Annotated in this window: 19 protein-coding genes; 12 read left to right on the top strand and 7 right to left on the bottom strand. The window is 70.6% G+C overall.

Translation table 11 applies throughout. The annotated features are described in order from the left end of the window. Positions 1–46 precede the first annotated feature (46 nt). Both M1L60_RS00350 and M1L60_RS00345 read left to right on the top strand, forming a co-directional pair. Positions 47–829 carry an RNA ligase family protein gene (locus M1L60_RS00350; protein WP_253235177.1) on the top strand — a complete coding sequence of 261 codons (783 nt, stop codon included), beginning with the start codon at positions 47–49 and terminating at the stop codon, positions 827–829. Then, positions 819–1,961 (top strand): AAA family ATPase, encoded by a 1,143-nt coding sequence (locus M1L60_RS00345; RefSeq protein WP_253235176.1) that lies wholly within the window; start codon positions 819–821, stop codon positions 1,959–1,961. Before M1L60_RS00350 ends, M1L60_RS00345 begins: the two co-directional genes overlap by 11 nt. A 493-nt stretch (positions 1,962–2,454) precedes the next feature. Here the strand turns inward: M1L60_RS00345 and M1L60_RS00340 are convergent, their stop codons facing one another. Together M1L60_RS00340 and M1L60_RS00335 are read right to left on the bottom strand one after the other, a co-directional pair. Continuing rightward, a complete protein-coding gene (locus M1L60_RS00340; protein ID WP_253235175.1) occupies positions 2,455–2,994 on the bottom strand; it encodes a DUF6985 domain-containing protein in 540 nt (179 codons plus the stop codon). A 5-nt stretch (positions 2,995–2,999) separates the two neighbouring features. Further along, a complete protein-coding gene (locus tag M1L60_RS00335) occupies positions 3,000–3,536 on the bottom strand; it encodes a hypothetical protein (protein WP_253235174.1) in 537 nt (178 codons plus the stop codon). A 45-nt stretch (positions 3,537–3,581) separates the two neighbouring features. On the opposite strand from M1L60_RS00335, the gene M1L60_RS00330 reads away from it, so the two are divergent. From M1L60_RS00330 to M1L60_RS00285, 10 genes are all read left to right on the top strand, one after another. Continuing rightward, positions 3,582–3,983: a VOC family protein gene (locus M1L60_RS00330; protein ID WP_253235173.1), complete on the top strand. Its 402-nt coding sequence runs from the start codon at positions 3,582–3,584 to the stop codon at positions 3,981–3,983. Positions 3,984–3,990: 7 nt separating this feature from the next. Next, a complete protein-coding gene (locus tag M1L60_RS00325; RefSeq protein WP_253235172.1) occupies positions 3,991–4,395 on the top strand; it encodes a DUF2255 family protein in 405 nt (134 codons plus the stop codon). A gap of 10 nt (positions 4,396–4,405) precedes the next feature. After that, positions 4,406–4,789 (top strand): nuclear transport factor 2 family protein, encoded by a 384-nt coding sequence (locus M1L60_RS00320; RefSeq protein ID WP_253235171.1) that lies wholly within the window; start codon positions 4,406–4,408, stop codon positions 4,787–4,789. 5 nt (positions 4,790–4,794) lie between these two features. Continuing rightward, positions 4,795–5,583, top strand: coding sequence for a class I SAM-dependent methyltransferase (locus M1L60_RS00315; RefSeq protein WP_253235170.1), 789 nt, complete (start codon positions 4,795–4,797; stop codon positions 5,581–5,583). A 60-nt stretch (positions 5,584–5,643) separates the two neighbouring features. Then, a complete protein-coding gene (locus M1L60_RS00310; RefSeq protein ID WP_253235169.1) occupies positions 5,644–5,913 on the top strand; it encodes a hypothetical protein in 270 nt (89 codons plus the stop codon). A gap of 359 nt (positions 5,914–6,272) precedes the next feature. Next, the gene (locus tag M1L60_RS00305; RefSeq protein WP_253235168.1) at positions 6,273–7,580 is read left to right on the top strand and encodes a glycosyltransferase; all 1,308 of its coding nucleotides are present in this window, start codon (positions 6,273–6,275) and stop codon (positions 7,578–7,580) included. Positions 7,581–7,600: 20 nt separating this feature from the next. Beyond that, positions 7,601–8,761, top strand: a complete 1,161-nt coding sequence (wecB, locus tag M1L60_RS00300) for a non-hydrolyzing UDP-N-acetylglucosamine 2-epimerase (protein ID WP_253235167.1) — start codon at positions 7,601–7,603, stop codon at positions 8,759–8,761. After that, positions 8,761–10,383 carry a DUF2334 domain-containing protein gene (locus tag M1L60_RS00295; protein WP_253235166.1) on the top strand — a complete coding sequence of 541 codons (1,623 nt, stop codon included), beginning with the start codon at positions 8,761–8,763 and terminating at the stop codon, positions 10,381–10,383. The genes wecB and M1L60_RS00295 overlap by 1 nt, the downstream gene beginning before the upstream one ends. 133 nt (positions 10,384–10,516) lie before the next feature. Further along, positions 10,517–11,887: an AMP-binding protein gene (locus M1L60_RS00290; RefSeq protein WP_308208402.1), complete on the top strand. Its 1,371-nt coding sequence runs from the start codon at positions 10,517–10,519 to the stop codon at positions 11,885–11,887. A gap of 54 nt (positions 11,888–11,941) precedes the next feature. Further along, on the top strand, positions 11,942–12,775 hold the full coding sequence (locus M1L60_RS00285) for a helix-turn-helix transcriptional regulator (RefSeq protein WP_253235164.1): 834 nt from the start codon (positions 11,942–11,944) through the stop codon (positions 12,773–12,775). Here the strand turns inward: M1L60_RS00285 and M1L60_RS00280 are convergent. The 5 genes from M1L60_RS00280 to M1L60_RS00260 all read right to left on the bottom strand — a co-directional run bounded on the left by M1L60_RS00280 (position 12,772) and on the right by M1L60_RS00260 (position 18,748). After that, positions 12,772–13,428 carry a response regulator transcription factor gene (locus M1L60_RS00280; RefSeq protein ID WP_253235163.1) on the bottom strand — a complete coding sequence of 219 codons (657 nt, stop codon included), beginning with the start codon at positions 13,426–13,428 and terminating at the stop codon, positions 12,772–12,774. The genes M1L60_RS00285 and M1L60_RS00280 overlap by 4 nt on opposite strands. Next, positions 13,425–14,570 (bottom strand): sensor histidine kinase, encoded by a 1,146-nt coding sequence (locus tag M1L60_RS47515; RefSeq protein ID WP_274622858.1) that lies wholly within the window; start codon positions 14,568–14,570, stop codon positions 13,425–13,427. The genes M1L60_RS00280 and M1L60_RS47515 overlap by 4 nt, the downstream gene beginning before the upstream one ends. Continuing rightward, positions 14,570–14,824: a hypothetical protein gene (locus M1L60_RS00270; protein ID WP_253235162.1), complete on the bottom strand. Its 255-nt coding sequence runs from the start codon at positions 14,822–14,824 to the stop codon at positions 14,570–14,572. The genes M1L60_RS47515 and M1L60_RS00270 overlap by 1 nt, the downstream gene beginning before the upstream one ends. 65 nt (positions 14,825–14,889) lie before the next feature. Beyond that, positions 14,890–16,968: a galactose oxidase-like domain-containing protein gene (locus M1L60_RS00265; protein WP_253235161.1), complete on the bottom strand. Its 2,079-nt coding sequence runs from the start codon at positions 16,966–16,968 to the stop codon at positions 14,890–14,892. A 73-nt stretch (positions 16,969–17,041) separates the two neighbouring features. Next, a complete protein-coding gene (locus M1L60_RS00260) occupies positions 17,042–18,748 on the bottom strand; it encodes a hypothetical protein (RefSeq protein ID WP_253235160.1) in 1,707 nt (568 codons plus the stop codon). Positions 18,749–18,824 lie beyond the last annotated feature (76 nt).

Raw genomic sequence — 18,824 nt, 5'->3', positions numbered from 1 at the left:
CCCTTATTCGGTGGTCCGGGCGGCCACGGGCCGGTACAAACAGCACATGATCAGGAAGTATCCGCGGACGCCCCACCTGGCCGGCTCACGCCTGCAGCCGGGCGACGAGGATCTGTCGCAGACGCCGTTCACCGAGCTGGCGGGCCGGCATCTGGTCGTCGAGGAGAAACTGGACGGGGCCAACTCGGCCATCAGCTTCACCGGCGACGGCGAGCTGCGCCTGCAGTCGCGCGGGCACTACCTGGGCGGCGGTCCGCGCGAGCGGCAGTTCGCGCCGTTCAAGTCGTGGGCGAACCTGGTCGCGCCTATCCTGCGACCCGTGCTGGGCTCGCGTTACGTGCTGTACGGCGAGTGGTTGTATGCCAAACACACAGTCTTCTACGACGCGCTGCCGCACTACTTCTGCGAGTTCGACGTCCTGGACCGTGCGGACGGCACGTTCCTGGACACGCCGTCCCGGCACGCGCTGCTGGCCGGCACGACCGTGGTGAGCGTTCCGGTGCTGCGGGCGGGCACTTTCGCGACGCTCGGGGAGTTGACCGGGTTGGTCGCGCCGTCGACCGTACGCACCTCGGGGTGGCGGCAAGCGCTCCGGGCGGCCGCGACGAAGGCGGGCACCGACCCCGACCGGGCCGTCGCCGAGACCGACTCCGGCGACGAGATGGAAGGCCTGTACGTCAAGGACGAGTCGGGCGGCCGGGTGGTCGGGCGTTACAAATGGGTGCGGGCCGGGTTCTCGCAGGCCGTCCTGGACTCCGGCTCGCACTGGGCGGACCGGCCGATCGTGCCCAACGGGCTCGCGGACCCGGCGGTGATGTATGCGATCTGACTGGAGGATCTTCGCCGACCTGTGCCCCGATGGTCCGACGTGGATGGTGCCGTGGGCGCGGATCGAGGACGAGTTCGACTGGATCCGGCGGCTGCGTGGGGTGCCCCAGGACGCGGTGCATCATGGCGAGGGCGACGTGGCCACGCACACCCGGATGGCGGCCGAGGCGCTGGTGGCCCAGCCCGCGTGGCGGGAGTTGCCGGCCGCCGACCGGGTGCGGATGTTCGCGACCGTGCTGCTGCACGACGTGGCCAAACCGGAGTGCACGCGAACCGACGACGACGGCCGGATCACGGCGCACGGCCATTCCCGTCGGGGCGATCTCACCGTACGCAAAATCTTGTGGGAAATGGGGGCCCCGCGCGCTTGGCGTGAGCATGTGGCGGCGCTCGTGCGGCACCATCAGGTGCCGTTCTGGGCGTTGGAGCGGCCCGATCTGGAGCGAATAGTGCTGCGGGTGAGCTTGGTGGCCCGGAATCGCGATCTGGCCATGTTGGGCGACGCCGATATCACCGGCCGGATCTGCGGCGACCGGGACGAGGTGCTCGAGAACATCGGGTTGTTCCGCGAATTCTGCGCGGACCTGGGCGTGCTCGACGAGCCCTGGGCGTTCGCCTCCGACCACGCGAGATTCCAATATTTCCGTACGGAGGGAAGGGATCCGCGATATGCGGCCTACGACGACACACGGCTGACGATGACCGTGCTGTCGGGGCTCCCGGGCGCGGGGAAGGACACGTGGGCGGCCGCGCATCTGCCGGATCGGCCGGTGATCAGCTTGGACGCTATCCGGGGCCGCCTGCGCATCAAGCCGACGGACGGTCAGCGGGCGGTGTCGGCGGCGGCCCACGAAGAAGCGCGGGAGCATTTGCGGGCGCGGCGCAGCTTCGTGTGGAACGCGACCAACATTTCGCGGCAGCATCGGGACCTGTGCATCGAATTGGGCGCGGCCTATCACGCGCGGGTCGAGATCGTGGCCCTCGAGGTGCCGCCGACCACCCTGCGCCGCCAGAACGCGGCCCGTCCGGCGCCGGTACCGGAGGCAGTCATCGACCGGCTGATCGGCAAATGGGAAGCAGCGGACGTGACCGAGGCCCACGCCGTTCAGCTAGGCTCCGATTCGGTCGGCTGAGGAGGAACACTGACTGCTGTTGACGGTCTGGCCCGCAATCCCGCAGTCCCCGCAGGCCTGCTGCGTCATGTGGTGACCGGAGCCCACTGGCGGACGCTGTGGAGCCTGACCCAGCGCCGCGAATGGACCGATGAACAGTTCGAGGTGCTCGTTTCCCATCCCGATGTCGAGGTGCGTAAGGCGCTGGCCGAGTCGGCCCACCTCGACTCCGAACGGCGCGGCCGGTTGGTCGAGGACCCGGACGAGGTGCTTCGCATGCTCCTGGTGGAGCGCCAGGAGTCGGCACCGCCGCAGACCGTGCTCTGGGTCTACGCCCGCCACATGGCCATCACCCACCACTGGTTGCCGGACCACCCGGCCCTCGCCGGTTATCCCTTCGCCCGCCTGGCCGAGGACCCCTTTCCCCGCCTGCGGGCGCTGGTGACCAGGGCGCCGCGGCCAACCCACGCCTGCCGTTGCGGGTCATGGAGCGCATCGCCGGGCCGCGGGATGCCTAACGGGCGTGCGCCTTGTACACCACACCGTCGAGCCCGGGGTCGTCGTAGGCGGCGGCGTTGGTGAGGTGGCTGTCGTACGGGCCGACCTTGGTCACGGCCGCGCCGTCACGGAAGACGATCTGCAGGCCGTGCTCGGGTTCCCAGGCGCACTCGCACTCGACCGACACGTAGACGTGCCGGTCGCCGTACGAGTCCCGCTCGACCGAAGGCTCGCGCCCGAACGTGATGTGGTTCAGGACGTCGTCCGGGCCGCTGATCTCGACGTCGTCCTCGTCGGCCTCGACCAACTCCATGACGTCCCGGTAGTACGCGAAGATCGAGGGCGCGGCGGCCACCAGGGCCGACCGGTCGAGGGCGAGAAACGTACGGATCGCCGCGTGAAACTCTTCCGGTGCGGGATCGTCGTCGTAGCCGTCGACGTGGAACTGGCAAACGGTCCCGTCCAGCACCGCCACCGGCATGGGCTCGCTGACGTACCAGCCGAGCTCATCGTCCTTCACCACCGTGCCCAGCCCAGGAATCTGTGCTGCCGTCACCCTGATCACCCCTTCGCCGCGTTCGGGCCCGCGCTCTTCCGGGCTTCCCGGTGCCAGTAGGCGGCGATGTCACTGGTCTGCCGGACGACCGCGTCGGCCGCGGGGGCAGCCGGCCACAACTCCAGCAGGTAGCGGTCGGGGCTCGTCCCGTCGTCCGGCGTGGTGTCCGCGTCATGGCCGGCGTCCATCCCGCTCGCCGACAGCCGCGCCCGCAGGCTCCGGACGACCGGGAGGCGTAGCGCGAACGAATCCTCGAACGCGGCCACCAGAAGGTCCGGGCCCGGTGGTTCGAAGGACACCTCGACCACGTCCTCCCAGTCCGCGCCGACGGCCGGTTCGGCGTCGTGCCAACGGACCACCAGCGGTACGTCACCGGTGTGCAGGCCGGTGACCAGCGAGAGTTGCCCCGGAACGGCCGCGCCGACCAACCCGTTGAGCTGACCGGCGCGGGTGTCCATCAGGTCGGCCTGGTCGTCCTCGTCGGCGAGCACATTGATGTAGCCGTAGTGCACCGGAACGTCGGCGTCGAAGAGATCCGTCACGGGGTCATGGTGCCCTACCCCGGCCGGACGTGATGGTATGGGGCGATGCCTGGTTACCCGGAACTGATGCACACCGCGCTCGACGCCCTCGACGTCCGCGGCCTGGCCGAGTTCTATCGCCAGCTGCTCGGGGTGCAGTACCGCCCCGGCGACGAGACCCCCGAGGACGGCGAGGACTGGCTGGTGCTGGTCGACGATCAGGGGCGCCGGGTGCTCGCGTTCCAGTGGGTGCCCACGCTGGACAGGCCGACCTGGCCCACTCACGACGTCCCCAAACAGATGCACCTCGACTTCCGCGTCCCCACGGTCGACGACCTGGAACGCCACCGCAAGCGCGCCGAAGAACTGGGCGCGAGCCTGTTGTACGACCGCACGGCCGACCACGAGGAGCCGCTCTACGTCCTGGCCGACCCCGAGGGCCACCCCTTCTGCCTGCTCGTCGGCTGAGCCTGTCGTGACCGGTTGGGCACCCGACGCTCTGCGGCTGATCGAGGCGGCGGACGAACTGGAGATCGCTCCCGAGCGTACGGACGGGACCTTGCGACGCTGGGTGCCGATCTGGGTCGTGAGCGTCGGCGATCAGGCTTTCGTCCGCACCTGGCACCGCCGCGAGACCGGCTGGTTCGGCCACGTGCTGAAGTCCCGGCGAGCCGGCATCCGCGTCCCCGGCCTGCAGACCACCGTGCTCGTCGACGATGTCGGAGCCGGGCCGGACAACCTTCGCGCCGCGATTGACGCCGCCTACCACGCCAAATACGGCCGTTACGGCAGCACATCGATCGAGCAGATGGTGAACTCGTCCGCCGCGGCCACCACGCTGCGACTGAGCCCGGCCGATTCTGTCGGTGCCACTGAGTAACGTCCGTGCCATGGACGACACCGCCGAGACCCGGCAAACCGCATTGGCGTACGTCGAAAGCCTCGAGCACCGCGACTGGCCGAGGCTCACGACCCTGCTCGCCGAAGACGTGGTCTACGAAATGCCGCAAACTCGCGAACGCATCCACGGCCGACCCGCTTTCCTGGAGTTCAACTCCAACTACCCAGGCGACTGGCACTTGCGCGTCCGTCGCGTGCTGGCCGACGGCCGGGCCGCCGCCCTGTGGCTCGACGTGCGAGTCGGCGCCGGCGAGCAAGAGGCATGCGCCTGGCTCGACCTCGACAACCACAGCCGGATAACCCGAATCACGGACTACTGGCCCGAACCCTACGAACCACCCCCGGGCCGCGACCACCTCGTGGAACGGTGGTAGCCGGCGTGACGGGGGATCTGTTCGACGCGGCGTCGATGTACGACGAGGACTATCTGCACTTCTTCGTCGGGCCCGAGAGTGGTGGCGCGCCCTCGCACGGGCCCGTCGTGGGTACGGCCTACACCGGGGCCACGTTGGCGGCCGACCTCGTGCGGGGGTTGCTCGGGCTGGAGCCCGGGATGGCCGTGCTCGACCTGTGCTGTGGGCACGGGGCGCTGGCCAACGAGCTGGCCGCCCGCGGGTGCCAGGTCACGGGCCTCGACTCGTCGACGGTCTTTCTCGACCGGGCCCGGGCCGACGCGGTCGCCCGGAAGGTCGAGGTCGACTACGTCGCCGGGGACATGCGGGCGCTGCCGGACTGGGACGGGCGCTTCGACCGGGTCGTCAACTGGACCACCGCGTTCGGCTACTTCGACGACGACGGCAATCGGGGCGTGCTCGACGAGATCGGGCGGGTGCTGCGGCCCGGCGGGCGGCTGGCCATGGATCTCGACAACCAGGTCAGGTTTCTCTCCTCGTACACGCCGTCGCGGGTCACGGCCCGGCGCGCCAACGGGGACATGCTGGTCGACCGGCATCACCTCGACCCGTTGACCGGGCGGTTCGAGGTGGAGCGGACCGTGGTGCGCGACGGGCAAGCCCGCACGTTGAGCTTCCTCAAGCGGCTGTTCGGCTTCCCCGAGCTGCGTGACTGGCTCACGGCCGCCGGATTCACGGCCGTCACCGCGTACGGCGAGGACGGCGCGCCGCTGCGGGCCGACCACCACCGCATGGTCGTGGTCGCCGAGCGGTAGCCATCCGTGTGTTTCAATGGCGGGCCGCACTGAAGTGCGGCGACACACGGGGAGAAGACGATGGATCGCAGACGATTGTTATTGGGCGTGCCCGCGGCCTGGAGCGAGCGCGAACGGTACGCCCGGGTCCGCTCCGATGACTGGCTGCGGCTCTCGTACACGGCCGCCGACCGCACCGGCCCGCTGTGGGTCCCGCTCACCGTCGAGGCCCCGGACCTCCGCTATCGGTGGCACACGGAGTTCGCTGCCGCCGGCCGCCAGTCGGCCTGGTGGACCGAGCTTGTCGGTTACTCGCAGTACGCCATCGACGACTTGATCCGCAATTCCTGAACGGCGGCCCCGGTTCAGCGGTGACCACACCCGCGGCCGGGGCCGGCCGCCACTCTGCGCCTGACGCCTCTCACCACGTTGCGTCACCGAGCGCGCCGCACTCAGCCTGTACGGCGACATTACGAAGCGTGACATCGGTGAAGCCGCCGGAATAACGGCAATGGCCCGATTCGTGCCCTGTTTCGCCCTCGTACGTGCAGTCTGAGATGTCTGAGTTCAACCCTTTGGCCATATCGCGTCGTCGGCCCGGTCAACGGCCTTGTTTCACGCTGCGTAGCTTCCTATTGTCCTAATGCGTCCGATAAACACGGGTAACCGCGTCGGGCGACATCACCAAGGGTGACTAGGCGGAGGTTGCGATGTTCGGAGCACACGGCGGGTTGATCCTCGTCGCCGGCTACGCGCTCATGCTGTCCTGGCCGATCTCGACCGTCGCCCTGGTGACGATCGCGGTCCGCTACGTCGCGTCACGCCGGCGGGACGTCGTCACGAAGTCGCTGGCCAACGGCGACGGCACCCCGGAGCACTTCTGGATCATCGTGCCGGCGCTCAACGAAGAGGTCGTGGTCGGCAACACCGTCCGGGCCGCCCTCGGGCTCACCGGGCCCGGCAACACGCTGGCCCGGGTCCTGGTCGTCGACGACGGCTCGGACGACCGCACCCCGGACGTGCTGGCCGCCATCGACCACCCCCGCCTGCACGTGATGCGGCGCGAACTGCCCGACGCCCGCAAGGGCAAGGGTGAGGCGCTCAACGCCGCCTACCGCTACATCGCCGAGCAGACCGCACAGGCCGGCGTCAGCCCGGACAAGGTCGTCCTCGGCATCATCGACGGCGACGGCCAGGGCAGCCCCAACATCCTGCTCGAGGTGTCCCGGATGCTGCGGGACACGGCGATCGGCGCGGTGCAGGTGCAGGTCCGCATCCGTAACCGCAACAAGCTGCTCGGCGCGGTCCAGGACCTGGAGTTCGCGACCATCGTCAACGCCTGCCAGAGCCTGCGCGACCGGCTCGACACGGTCGGGCTCGGCGGCAACGGGCAGTTCACCCGGCTCTCGGCGCTGCTGGCGCTCGGCGACGCGCCGTGGTCGGCCTGCCTGGTCGAGGACCTCGAACTGGGCCTGCGCATGCACCTGGACGGCATCGGCATCCGCTACACCTCACGGGCCGCGGTCACCCAGCAGGCCGTGGTCGACGTCCGCCGGCTCACCCGCCAGCGCACCCGCTGGGCCCAGGGCAACCTGCAGTGCGCCCGATACCTGCGGCAGCTGGTCACCTCGAAGCGGATCGGCCTGACCTCGCTGGCCGAGGTGCTGCACTACCTGTTCTCGCCGTGGATCAACGCCCTGGTCACCGTCGTCCTGGCCGGCCTGGTCGCGATGAGCACGCCCGGCTGGTCCGACCTGGCCGCGGGCGGCGCGGTCTGGCTCGGCATCACCTGGTTCCCCGGATTCGTCTGGGCCCTGGTGCACCGCTACCGCCTGCACGACGAGACCCTCCCCCGGCTGCTGCTGGCCGCCGTGGCCTACCCCGCGTTCCTGCTCCTCGGCCTCGTCGCCACCTACCGGGCCATCGGCCGGCAGGCCACCGGCCGCCAGGCCTGGGCCAAGACCGAGCGCCTGGCCGAAGAACCGCTCCCCACCTCCGCTCTCGCCCTCGCGGCCTGAGACCCCCCAGGAGATCCGAGATGTCGCTCCCCGAAGTGCACCTGATCGGCGGCACCCGCCCCGAAGCCGTCAAGCTGGCCCCGGTCGCGATCGCCATGCGTGAGCAAGGTCTGGTCGAGCCGGTGCTGCTGGCCAGCGGTCAGCACCCGGCGATGGTCACCCAGGCCCTGGCCGCGTTCGACCTCACCGCCGACGTCACGCTGACGATCGAGCGCAGCACCGGCAGCCAGGCCGAGCTGATGACCGAGATGGTGCGGCAGCTCGACGCGCTGTGGGACGTCCGCCCGCCGGCCGCCGTCATCGTGCAGGGCGACACCACGACCAGTCTGGCGGGCGCCCTGGCCGCCTTCTGGCGCCGGATTCCGGTCGTACACCTGGAAGCGGGTCTTCGCTCGGGCGACCTGGACTCGCCGTTCCCGGAGGAGGCCAACCGCAAGCTGGTGGCCCAGGTCGCGTCGCTGCACCTGGCGCCGACCCCCCTCGCGGCGATGAACCTGCTCGACGAGAACGTGCCGGCGACGGACGTCATGGTCACCGGTAACACCGTCGTCGACGCCACCCTGGCCGTGGCCGGGCGCAAGCTGCCTTTCTCGGACCCGAAAATCGCCGCGGCCCGGCAGGGGTCGAAGAACCGGCTCGTGCTCGTCACCGCCCACCGCCGCGAGTCGTGGGGTCACCCGCTCGACCGCATCCTGGCCGCGGTGCGCACGCTCGTCGCCAAGTACCCCGACATCGACGTCATCCTTCCGAGCCACCCCAACCCCGCCGTACGGGCCCAGGTGGAAGCCGGTCTGGCCGGGCTCGAGCGGGTCACCGTCACCGACCCCGTCCCCTACGCGGACCTGTCCCGCCTGCTCTCCGAGGCGTACCTCGTGCTCACCGACTCCGGCGGCATCCAGGAGGAGGCGCCCTCGTTCGGCGTCCCCGCGCTGGTGCTGCGCGACGTCACCGAGCGGGTCGAGTCGATCGACGCCGGCTGCGCCAAGCTGGTCGGCTCGGACACCCAGCTCATCGTCGACGAGGCGTCCGCCCTGCTCGACGACCCCGCCCGCCGCGACGCCATGACGGTCAACGGCAACCCCTACGGCGACGGCCGCGCCGCCCACCGCACCGCCCAGGCCACCGCTGCTCTCCTCGGTCTCACCACCTCTCCCGAAGCCATGGTTGGAGTGTCCCGCTGATGCGATTCTCGAAGCCCCTGATCTCCGTCGCCGCTGCCGCCGTCACCCTGGGCGCGTTCGCCCTGAGCTCGGTCCAGGCCGAAGCCGCGATCAAACCGGCCGCCGCCGTGAGCGCGCTGCCCGCCGCCAAGTCCGGCAAGGCCGCCCCCGGCGGGGGCACGGCGAAGACCCTGGTTCTGTACGACACCACGGGCGCCTACGGCTGGATGGGCGAGGTCTACGCGACCCAGACGGCCAACCTCAGCTCGCACTTCGGCTCCTGGACGGCGGCGCCGGTCGGCTCCTACAAGGCGGGCGACCTCAACGCCTACACCGCGGTCATCTACGTCGGGTCGACCTACGACGAGCCGCTGCCGGCCGCGTTCCTGACCGACGTCACCGCCACGGCCAAGCCGGTCACCTGGCTGTACGACAACATCTGGCAGCTCACCGCTTCTGGCAACTTCGCGGCCGAGCACGGCTTCACCAGCGGCACGTTCGACCTGGCCGACGTGGCCGAGGTCAGCTACAAGGGCCAGACGCTGACCCGCGACACGGTCAACAAGTCCGGCATCATGAACCTGTCGATCAGCGACCCGGCCAAGGTGACCACGCTGGCCACGGCCAAGCGCCCCGACGGCACGACGTTCCCGTGGGCCGTACGGTCGGGCAACTTCACCTACGTCGGCGAGATCCCGTTCGCGTACGTCACCCACGACGACCGCTACCTGGCGTTCGCCGACCTGCTGTTCGACTCGCTCGGCTTCACCAATGTGGATCGGCACCGCGGTCTGGTTCGCATCGAGGACGTCGGCCCCGACAGCGACCCGGCCGAGCTGAAGGCCGTCGCCGACTACCTGTCGTCGGAGAAGGTGCCGTTCACGGTGGCCGTCTACCCGCGCTACCGCGACCCCAAGGGCGTCAACAACGGCGGCAAGGCCCAGGACTACACGCTGCTGAGCAAGCCGAAGGTGGTGGCCGCGCTCAAGTACATGCAGGGCAAGGGCGGCACGTTGCTCATGCACGGCTACACCCACCAGTACGGCACCATCGCCAACCCGTACGACGGCGTCAGCGCCAACGACTTCGAGTTCTACGCGGCCCACGTCGACGCCAACGACAGCGTCATCTACGACGGCCCCGTCCCCGGCGACTCGGCCGCCTGGGCCACCAGCCGCATGGTCGCCTCGGGCCTCGTCTTCACCGCGGCCGGCCTCGGCACCCCGACGATTTTCGAGTTCCCGCACTACGCCGCCAGCGCCGTCGACTACCAGGTGGCCAACACGCTGTTCGGCAAGCGCTACGACCGCGGCCTCTACTTCCCCGGCGTCCTCACCGGCGCCAAGTTCGACTACTCCCGCCAGTTCGGCCAGTTCTTCCCGTACGCGGTGAGGGACGTCTACGGCTCGGCCATCGTCCCCGAGAACATCGGCAACGTGGAGCCCGACGCCTTCAACAACCACCCGGCCCGCCTGCCGTCCGACCTGCTCGGAGCAGCCAAGCGCAACCTGGTCGTCCGCGACGGCGTGGCCAGCTTCTTCTACCACCCGTACCTCGGCACCGACTACCTCAAGCAGGTCGTCACCGGCATCAAGGCCCAGGGCTACACCTTCGTCTCGGCGAACTCGATGCTCACCAACTGACCCTCACCCCCACGAAGCGGGGGCGGGGGGGGGGCCCGCGGCCCGGGGGGGGGGGGGGGGGGGGGGGGGGGGGGGGGGGGGGGGGGCCCCCCCCGGCCCCCCCCCCCGGGGGGGGCGCGGGGGGGGGGGGGGGGTGGGGGTGGGGGGGGGGGGGGGCCCCCCCCCCACCCCCCCGACGGCGTTCACCTGCGTGTTCGGGATCAGCCGGGCCGGTGCGGTGTGGTGCCCGATCAACCCGCGCAACGAGGCGTCGGAGAACCGGGAGCTGCTCGACCTGTTCGGCTGCACGACGCTGATCTACCAGGAGGTCTTCGCGCCGCTCGTGGCCAAGATCAGAGATCAACTTCCTTCCCTGCGTACGACGATCTGCCTGGAGACGGAGTGGGCCGAGTTCCTCGGCGGCGCCGCCGAGGTCGTCGATCGGCCGGCGGCCGACGACCTGGCCATGATCGTCGGCACCGGCGGCACCACCGGGCGGCCCAAGGGCGTCGAGCTGACCGGGGCCAACCTCGAGGCGATGACCGCGATCACGCTGATGAGCTACGCGTGGCCGGACCGGCCGGTCTATCTCGCGCTGGCCCCGCTCACCCACGCCGCCGGGGTGCTGTGCTTCCCGGTGCTGGCCAAGGGGGGCGAGATCGTCATCATGCGCCAGCCCGATGTGGCGGCTTTCCTCACGCTCATCGAGCAGCACCGGGTGACCCACACCTTCCTGCCGCCGACGCTGATCTACATGGTGCTGGCCCACCCCAGGCTCGACGAGCGGGACCTGTCCTCGCTGCGGTGCTTCTGGTACGGCGCGGCCCCGATGTCCGCGACCCGGCTGGAGGAAGCGCTGCGCCGGATCGGACCGGTGATGGCGCAACTGTTCGGGCAGACCGAGGCGCCGATGATGATCTCGACAATGGCCCCGGCCGACCACTACCTGCCCGGTGGCGCCATCGCGTTGTCCCGGCTGGCCTCCGCCGGCCGGCCGTCGCCGCTGGTCACCGTGGCCGTCATGGGCCCGGACGGTGAGCTGCTGACCCGCGGCGGCACCGGCGAGATCGTGGTCCGGGGCTCGCTGGTGATGCGTGGGTACCACCGCGATCCGCAGGCGACGGCAGCCGCCTCGGCCCACGGCTGGCATCACACCGGGGACATCGGCTACCTCGACGACGACAACTATCTCTACATCGTGGACCGGGCCAAGGACATGGTCATCACCGGAGGCTTCAACGTGTATTCGACCGAGGTCGAGCAGGCCCTCATGCAGCATCCGGCGGTTCAGGACTGCGCGGTGATCGGCCTTCCCGACGACAAATGGGGCGAGCGGGTCACGGCGGTCATCCAGCTGCGCGTCGGGGCCACGGTCGACAAGGCCGAGATGGCGGAGTTCGTCAAGGAACGCATCGGCAGCGTGAAGACGCCGAAGCAGATCGAGATCTGGGACGACCTGCCGCGGTCCAAGGTCGGCAAGATCCTGAAGGCCGACCTGCGCTCGCGCCTGACCCCCGGACCGTAGCCTGGGATCGGCGATCCGTGGCTGAGCCCGCGCGCTGCTTGGTAGAACGGTGAGGTGATCGATCGAGCCGGGCTGGCCGAGTTCCTGCGCCGCCGTCGCGAATCGCTGCAGCCCGAAGATGTCGGCCTGCCGCGCGGGCAGCGACGCCGCACGGCCGGCCTGCGCCGCGAAGAGGTGGCCACGATCTGCCACATCTCGGCCGACTATTACAGCCGGCTCGAACGGGAACGCGGCCCGCACCCCTCGGAACAGATGATCGCCTCGCTGGCCCAGGGGCTGCACCTCTCGCTCGACGAGCGCGACCACCTGTTCGGCCTGGCCGGGCACCGTCCGCCGGCCCGGGGCGGGACCAGCGAACACATCAGTCCGGGCCTGCTGCGCATCTTCGACCGGCTGACCGACACCCCGGCCGAGATCGTCACCGAGCTCGGCGAGACGCTGCGGCAGAACGAGCTCGGCCTGGCCCTCACCGGTGACCTCACCCGCTACACCGGGCCGGCCCGCAGCATCGGCTACCGGTGGTTCACCGACCCGGCCACCCGCGCCCGCTATCACCCCGACGACGCGCTGTTGCACTCCCGCGTCTTCGCCTCCGGGCTGCGCAAGATAGCGACGCTGCGCGGGCCGAAGTCGTACGCGGCCCACCTCAAGCAGTTGCTGCTCGACAGCAACGAGGAGTTCCGGGCCGTCTGGAACGAGCACGAGGTCGGCGTCCGCTACCAGGACGTCAAACGTCTCGTGCACCCCGAGCTGGGCGATCTCGAGTTGACCTGTCAGGCCCTGGTCGACCCCGAGCAGGGGCACTCGCTGCTGGTCTACACGGCCGTGCCGGGGACCGAGAGCTACGAGAAACTCCAGCTGCTCCCGGTCGTCAGCGTCGCGCGTTAGCCGGTCAGCCCGTGCTTCACGGCATAACCGGCCGCCTCGGTGCGGTTGCGGGCGCCGATCTTGGCGAACGCGTTGTTGATGTGCGTCTTGACCGTGGCCTCGGCCACGAAGAGGGCCGCGGCGATCTCGCCGTTGGTGCGTCCGGCGGCGATCTGGCCGAGCACCTCGGCCTCGCGCTGGGTCAGGCCGTCGGGCAGCTCGTCGCGGCGCGGCGGCGGGGCCGGGCGGGTCATGGCCTCGGCCAGCCGGGCCGCCACGGCCGGGTCGAACAACGACTGCCCGCCGGCCGCCGCGCGCAGGGCCAGGCCGATCTCGGCCCGGCCCGCGTCCTTGGTCAGATAACCGCGGGCGCCCGCGGCCAGCGCGCCGGCGATCGACTCGTCGTCGGCGTACGTGGTCAGCACGACGACGGCCACGCCGGGGAACCGGTCGCGGATCTGCGCGGTCGCGGTCACCCCGTCCAGTACCGGCATCCGCAGGTCCATCAGCACGACGTCGGGCTGGTCGCCGGCGATCAGTTCGAGGGCCCGGGCGCCGTCACCGGCCGACCCGACCACCTCGACCCCGTCGGTCAGCTCGAGCAGGGCGGTCAGACCCTCGCGAACCAGCTGCTGGTCGTCCACGACGAGCACCCGCAACGGGCCGTCGTTCATCCGGGCACCTCCGCGGTGACTCGCCAGACGCCGTCGGTGACGCCCGCCTCCAGCGTGCCATCGACCAGCGCCAGCCGCTCCCGGGCGCCGATCAGGCCGTACCCGTTCCCGCCGGGGGCGGACGCGGCCGGGTTGGTCACGACCAGCTGAGCCGCGTCGGGGCGGAATCGGAGCGTGATCGACACCGGCGCGCCGGGAGCGTGCCGGGCCGCGTTGGTGAGGGCCTCCCGGGTCGTCCGCACCAGGGACACCTCGGCCCCGGGCGGCAGGGTGCGCGGGGTGCCGTCGATCGTCAGCGTTACCTCGGCCGCGAAGTTCTCGCGGTGCACGGCGATCAGGTCGGCCAGGGCCCGGGCCAGCGGTGGCACGTCGGCCCGCAGCGCGGCCACGGCCGACCGGGCCTCGGTCAGCCCGTCGGCGGCCAGGCGCCGGGCCCGCCGCACCCGTTCCGCGGCCGCGGTCACGTCGCCGCGCTCGGTGAGCTGGGCCTCGGCCACTTCGAGCTGCACGCCCAGAGCGCCCAGCGAGTGGGCCAGCACGTCGTGCAGCTCGCGCGCGATGCGGGCCCGTTCGTCGAGCGCGGCCGCCCGGGCCTGGGCCTGCTGCGTACGGGAAGTCTGTTCGAGCAGTTCGACGGTCTGCTCGGCCCGCAACCGGTGCTCGCGGCGGTGCAGGCTGAACAGCACCACCAGCAGGATCAGGGCCGGCTGGGTGAACAGCGCGGTCGGCCCGTGCCCGGCCAGGGCCAGACCGGCCAGCAGCACGACGACGAGCCCGCCGGTCAGTCCCAGGATCGCCCACAGCGGCATGCGGGGCAGCAGCACAAAGGTGAACAGCGAGCCATAGAGGAACAGGTGCGCGGCGCCGTTGTGGGGCAGCGCGGTCACCGTGGCCGGCACCAGCGCGGCCGCCGCCAGCGCCGCCCGGGCCGGCACCGGGAAGCGCTGGTCGGCCACCATCCAGAAGACCCAGCAGGCGAAGCTGACCAGCAACGCCGGGCGTACGAAGGTGTTCTCGACCCCCGGATAGAAGACCAGCGACCAGATCAGCAGCCCGGTCAGCACGACGCGCACCAGCCAGCCCGTCTCGGGATCGTCGGCCCGGATCAGCCGAAGACCCTGACGACCCAGCCGGCGCAGCATCAGTTCTGTTCCCGGATCACGGTCAAGATCAGATCGAGCACGAGCAGACGGTAAGCCACGAAGGCCACTCCCACCACCGCGAGCACGACAAGAATCGCCACAACTACGCGTCCGGTCACCTTTCCACCCTCCTGCTCGATCACCTTTCCCAGCACCGCGCCCGCGACCCGACCGGCTTTGCTGCGCCGGTTGCCGCTCAGCAGGTAACTGGTGGTTTCGACGACATCCCTGGTTCGAGAGTTGCGCTCGTTCATGCCCTGAACGCTACGAACGACCCCGGGTGGACCGGCACCGTCGGAGGGTGGAGATCGGGGTGGAGCTACCAGGTCCACTTCTGCAGGGCGGCGCCGCTGCACGTGGCCAGGGCGACGGCCGCCCGCTCGGCCGCGGACGCCGCGGCCAGGCAGACCTTGGTGTTGGACGTCGGGCGGATCGTGCCGTCGGCGCCGAACTGCCAGGTCTGGGCGGCCGAGCGGCTGCAGCTGTAGACCCAGACCTTCTGGGCCGGGTTGAACCGGCTCCAGGGCACGTCGACGCAGTTGCCGAGCACCCGCAGCGTCTTGTCGTCGGGCAGCCGGCTCAGGGCCTGCGCCTTCGAGCTGTTGCAGGTGAAGGTCTGCAGGTAGGTCTTGGGCAGCAGCGACGAGGTGGGCACGTCGAGGCAGCGGCCGGTGTTGTTCTTGACCTGGCTCATGACCGGGTTGGGGCCCTTGGCCACCTGAACCATTTTGGCGATCGAGGGAACACCGTCGGCGTCCACGACGAAGAGCATGTAGTACCCGGGGGGAGCCACGCCACCGTTCGGGGGGCCGGCGACGGTGAGCGTGGTGCCCGAGGTCGTGAACTTGAGCGGGATGTAGCGCTGGCCCTGGTCGACGCTGTGCGTGACATCGGCCAGGCCGACCAGCGCGACCTTGCGAATACCGGCCGCCTGGGGCGACGAGACCGTGAACGTCGCGCCGACGCCCACGCCGGCGGGAGCGGTGGTGATGGCCGGGCGGGGTGCGAGGTCGCCGCTGCCGTCCTTCTTGTAGAGGTAGGGCGGGGTGAAGTACTCGACGTTCTTCTCCAGATAACCGACGTCCAGGCAGGCCAGGCAGATGCCGCCGCCACCGGTCATGACCCGGCCGTCGGGCAGCAGGGCGGCCATGGAGTGGTACTGCCGGATGCGGCTCGCGTTGCTCAGGACCCTCCACTGACCGGTCGCCGGCTCCCACAGTTCGGCCGCCGTGGCCGCGTTGTCCAGGTCGACCAGGGCCGAGGTGGCGGTGCTGGTCATGCCGCCGGTGGTCAGCACCGAACCGTCGGCCAGCAGGGTCGCGTTGTGCTGGCGCCGGCCGGTGGCCATCGAGCCGGTCGGCGTGATGACCGGGAACAGGCTGTTGTTGCTGTTCAGCACGACGGCGGTGCGGGTCGGGACCTTCGGGACGCCGTACTCGGTGAGGCTGCCACCCCCGACGACGACGGACTTGCCGATGTCGTACGTCGCGAAGCTGCCGTAGTCGCGGGTGATGCCGTCGCGCGTGCCGGTCGCGGTGATGACGCCGTTGCCCGAGGTGGTGATCGTGTAGCCGGTGCCGTACGGGCCGAACAGGCCGACCTGGGTGTCCGGGCGCGAGGCCAGGAAGGGGTAGAGCCGGGCGTCGTACTTGGTGAAGCCGGTCAGGGGCCGGATGGCGCCGTTCGTCCCGTAGACCTCGGCCGTCGCCGGGCCACCGCCGACGATGACGCCCTCGCCGTTGGCGGTCTCGGCCACCGACGGGTACCAGCGGGCGGCCGCCATGTCCTGGCCGCGGGTCCACGTCTCGTTGCGCCAATCGAAGACGTACGTGTGGACCGTGCCGTCCAGCTCCGCGTTGGCGTTCCCGCCGGCGATCAGGATGTTGCCGTTGCCCAGGTGGGCGAACCCGGCGCAGAAGATGTTGGAACCCTGCAGATCGACCCGCCGGTACGTGTCGTCGGCCGGGTTCCAGACCATGGCCCGGGTGAAGCTGTGGTCGGGGTAGTTCTCGGTCGGCTCGTCGCCGACCGAGTCCCACATGAGCACCTTGCCGTTGGGCAGCACCGCCGCGAAGACCGGGACGACGGGGGTGTCGACCACCGCGCTCCACGATCCGGCCTGCCCCGGATCGGCGGCGGCCCGCTTCGTGGTCGCCGTTCCCGGGCGTACGCCGGTAGTTCGCTCGATCCGGGCCGCGCTCGCGGCCGTCCGCTCCTCGATGACCCGCATCGGCGTGCCGGCCAGATCCTGGGCCATGTGCTCGTGGTCATGAGCATGGGCATGGGCATGGGCATCGGCATGAACGTGCTCGGCGGCGGCCGGGGTCGTCGTCGTTGTGGTCAGCACCAGCAGCGCGCAGAGAAGCCCGGCCGCGCTGAGCGAACGACGTCTGCGCATACCACAGCCCTCTCACCGACATCGATAAGACGTTGGCAAGAAACTAACTCTTTACTAAGACGTTCCTCAATGGCTATGTGCGAGCGGGGCAGACCACTAACCCTTTCGGGGCCGGGATGCGGGCCGGCAGGGAGCAATCGAACCGGTTATAAAGGACAGTTCGCACTTCGGCGCTCGACTTCGTCTGTGAGAACCAGCTGGGCTGCCATACGAGATAGCGCGCCTGCCGGTCGTCGGTCAGGCAGCGGAAGTTGTCGGCGTAACTCCGGGTCGAGCGCACCGGCCGCACATAGGTGCCGCGCTGCAGCCATTGCGGCGACGGGTAGCGGCACTGCGTCGGATTGCCCAGCAGATAGTTGATCGAGCCGAACGAAAGGTAGATCACCGGCGTGTCGGGGCCGATCCGCTCGCGGAGCGCGGCGTAACCGGTGCCGTTCGGACGCTCGACACCCAACGCGTAGTTGTAACCGCTGAAGGCCAGCGGGGCGTTGGGCAGCGTGGCCAGCACGGTCGCTGCGATCAGCGCGAACACGCCCGCGGCGGTCGGGGCCGGGCGGGCCGCCCGCCCGTGGTTGCGCCATGTCACGACGGCCGCGAGGACGGCCGCCGCCGCGAAGGCGAGGGTCACCGCCGTGACGTTGTCGTGCCGCCACTCCGGCGGGCGGCGGAGCAACACGAAGCTGGCCACCGCGACTACCGCTGTGCTCACCAGCAGGGGCATCCGGGCCGCCGGACAGAGCGCGAACGCGGTGGCCCACACGCCGGCCGCGAGCACCGGCACGGCGGCGAAGTGGTACATGAAGAACTCGCCCTGGCCGTACGCGGAGGCCAGGGCCGGGCCGGCCGCGGCCACCGCGATCGCCGTGGCGATCCACCGTGGACGACCCGGCTCGACCCGCCGGACCAGCGCCGCGGCGGCGGCCGGGGCCACGGCCACGACCGGGCTCAGCACGGTGACGTCACCCAGGCCGACCAGCAGACGGTGGATGTCGTGCCAGCGGATGCCGTGGTGGATGGGCGAGTTCGCGACCAGGTTGGCCTGGTCGGCCAGCCACAGCGTCTCCCAGGGCAGGAAGTGCCGGGTCGCGAAGTACCAGATCACGGTCAGGCCGAGCATCGTGCCCGCGGCCCAGGCCGCCCGGCGGCGGTCGAGCGCGAACACCAGCAGCAGGGCCAGCGCGGAGAGCGGGAAGGTAGCCAGCTTGACGGCGATGGCCAGGAACGCGGCGAAACCGCCGAGCAGCGCCCCGAGCCAGAGCCGGCGCGGGGCCAGGGCGGCCCCGACGGCGAGCGCGGCGACCAGGGCGGCGACCCAGTCCGGCTCGAGGAAGTGCCAGGGCGGCGAGACGATCAGGGCCAGGCCGGTGGCCGCGGCGACCAGGGCCCCGGCCCGGGCGTTGAGGCTGCGCCGCAGGCCGAGGAACACGACGACCGCGACCCCGGCGACCAGCAGATCGGCGCCGAGGTGGGTGATCAGGTGGGCCGTGGACAGCGAGGCGCCGTCGGGCACCAGCGCGTCGAGGAAGGCCATGAGCAGGCGGTAGGCGACCGGGCGGGCGATGAACACGTCCCACACGCTCACCCCGCCCCGGCCGGCGGTGGCGATGCCGCCCAACGCGTAGGTGACGTCGTTGTTGAGCGCGGACCACAGGCTCATGCCGATGGCGGCGACCGCGGCCAGAGCGGCGGCGATCCAGCCGACCGGCCGCAGACGGGAGCGGCTCGGACCGGACCCCGTACGCGGGGCTGCGTGATCAAGAACGTGAATCTGCGTGGTCATCGAGCGCGGATTATGTCACCTGCGTCGATGTGATCACCATCGACAGTGGAGACCTGCGACCGACCGAAATGGATCA

This window comes from Paractinoplanes aksuensis (genome assembly GCF_024137025.1).
In the GTDB taxonomy this organism is placed as follows: Bacteria; Actinomycetota; Actinomycetes; order Mycobacteriales; family Micromonosporaceae; genus Actinoplanes; species Actinoplanes aksuensis.
The sequence above is the reverse complement of the archived record's forward strand: the minus strand, read 5'-3'. Positions and strand labels throughout refer to the sequence as shown.

Bases quoted from the DNA above. Each gene is read 5' to 3' on its own strand.
- M1L60_RS00350 (WP_253235177.1), top strand. From the start codon at position 47: ATGATCAGGAAGTATCCGCGGACGCCCCACCTGGCCGGCTCACGCCTG.
- M1L60_RS00345 (WP_253235176.1), top strand. From the start codon at position 819: ATGCGATCTGACTGGAGGATCTTCGCCGACCTGTGCCCCGATGGTCCG.
- M1L60_RS00330 (WP_253235173.1), top strand. From the start codon at position 3,582: ATGCCTGGTTACCCGGAACTGATGCACACCGCGCTCGACGCCCTCGAC.
- M1L60_RS00320 (WP_253235171.1), top strand. From the start codon at position 4,406: ATGGACGACACCGCCGAGACCCGGCAAACCGCATTGGCGTACGTCGAA.
- M1L60_RS00310 (WP_253235169.1), top strand. From the start codon at position 5,644: ATGGATCGCAGACGATTGTTATTGGGCGTGCCCGCGGCCTGGAGCGAG.
- M1L60_RS00305 (WP_253235168.1), top strand. From the start codon at position 6,273: ATGTTCGGAGCACACGGCGGGTTGATCCTCGTCGCCGGCTACGCGCTC.
- wecB (WP_253235167.1), top strand. From the start codon at position 7,601: ATGTCGCTCCCCGAAGTGCACCTGATCGGCGGCACCCGCCCCGAAGCC.
- M1L60_RS00295 (WP_253235166.1), top strand. From the start codon at position 8,761: ATGCGATTCTCGAAGCCCCTGATCTCCGTCGCCGCTGCCGCCGTCACC.
- M1L60_RS00280 (WP_253235163.1), bottom strand. From the start codon at position 13,428: ATGAACGACGGCCCGTTGCGGGTGCTCGTCGTGGACGACCAGCAGCTG.
- M1L60_RS47515 (WP_274622858.1), bottom strand. From the start codon at position 14,570: ATGCTGCGCCGGCTGGGTCGTCAGGGTCTTCGGCTGATCCGGGCCGAC.
- M1L60_RS00270 (WP_253235162.1), bottom strand. From the start codon at position 14,824: ATGAACGAGCGCAACTCTCGAACCAGGGATGTCGTCGAAACCACCAGT.
- M1L60_RS00265 (WP_253235161.1), bottom strand. From the start codon at position 16,968: ATGCGCAGACGTCGTTCGCTCAGCGCGGCCGGGCTTCTCTGCGCGCTG.
- M1L60_RS00260 (WP_253235160.1), bottom strand. From the start codon at position 18,748: ATGACCACGCAGATTCACGTTCTTGATCACGCAGCCCCGCGTACGGGG.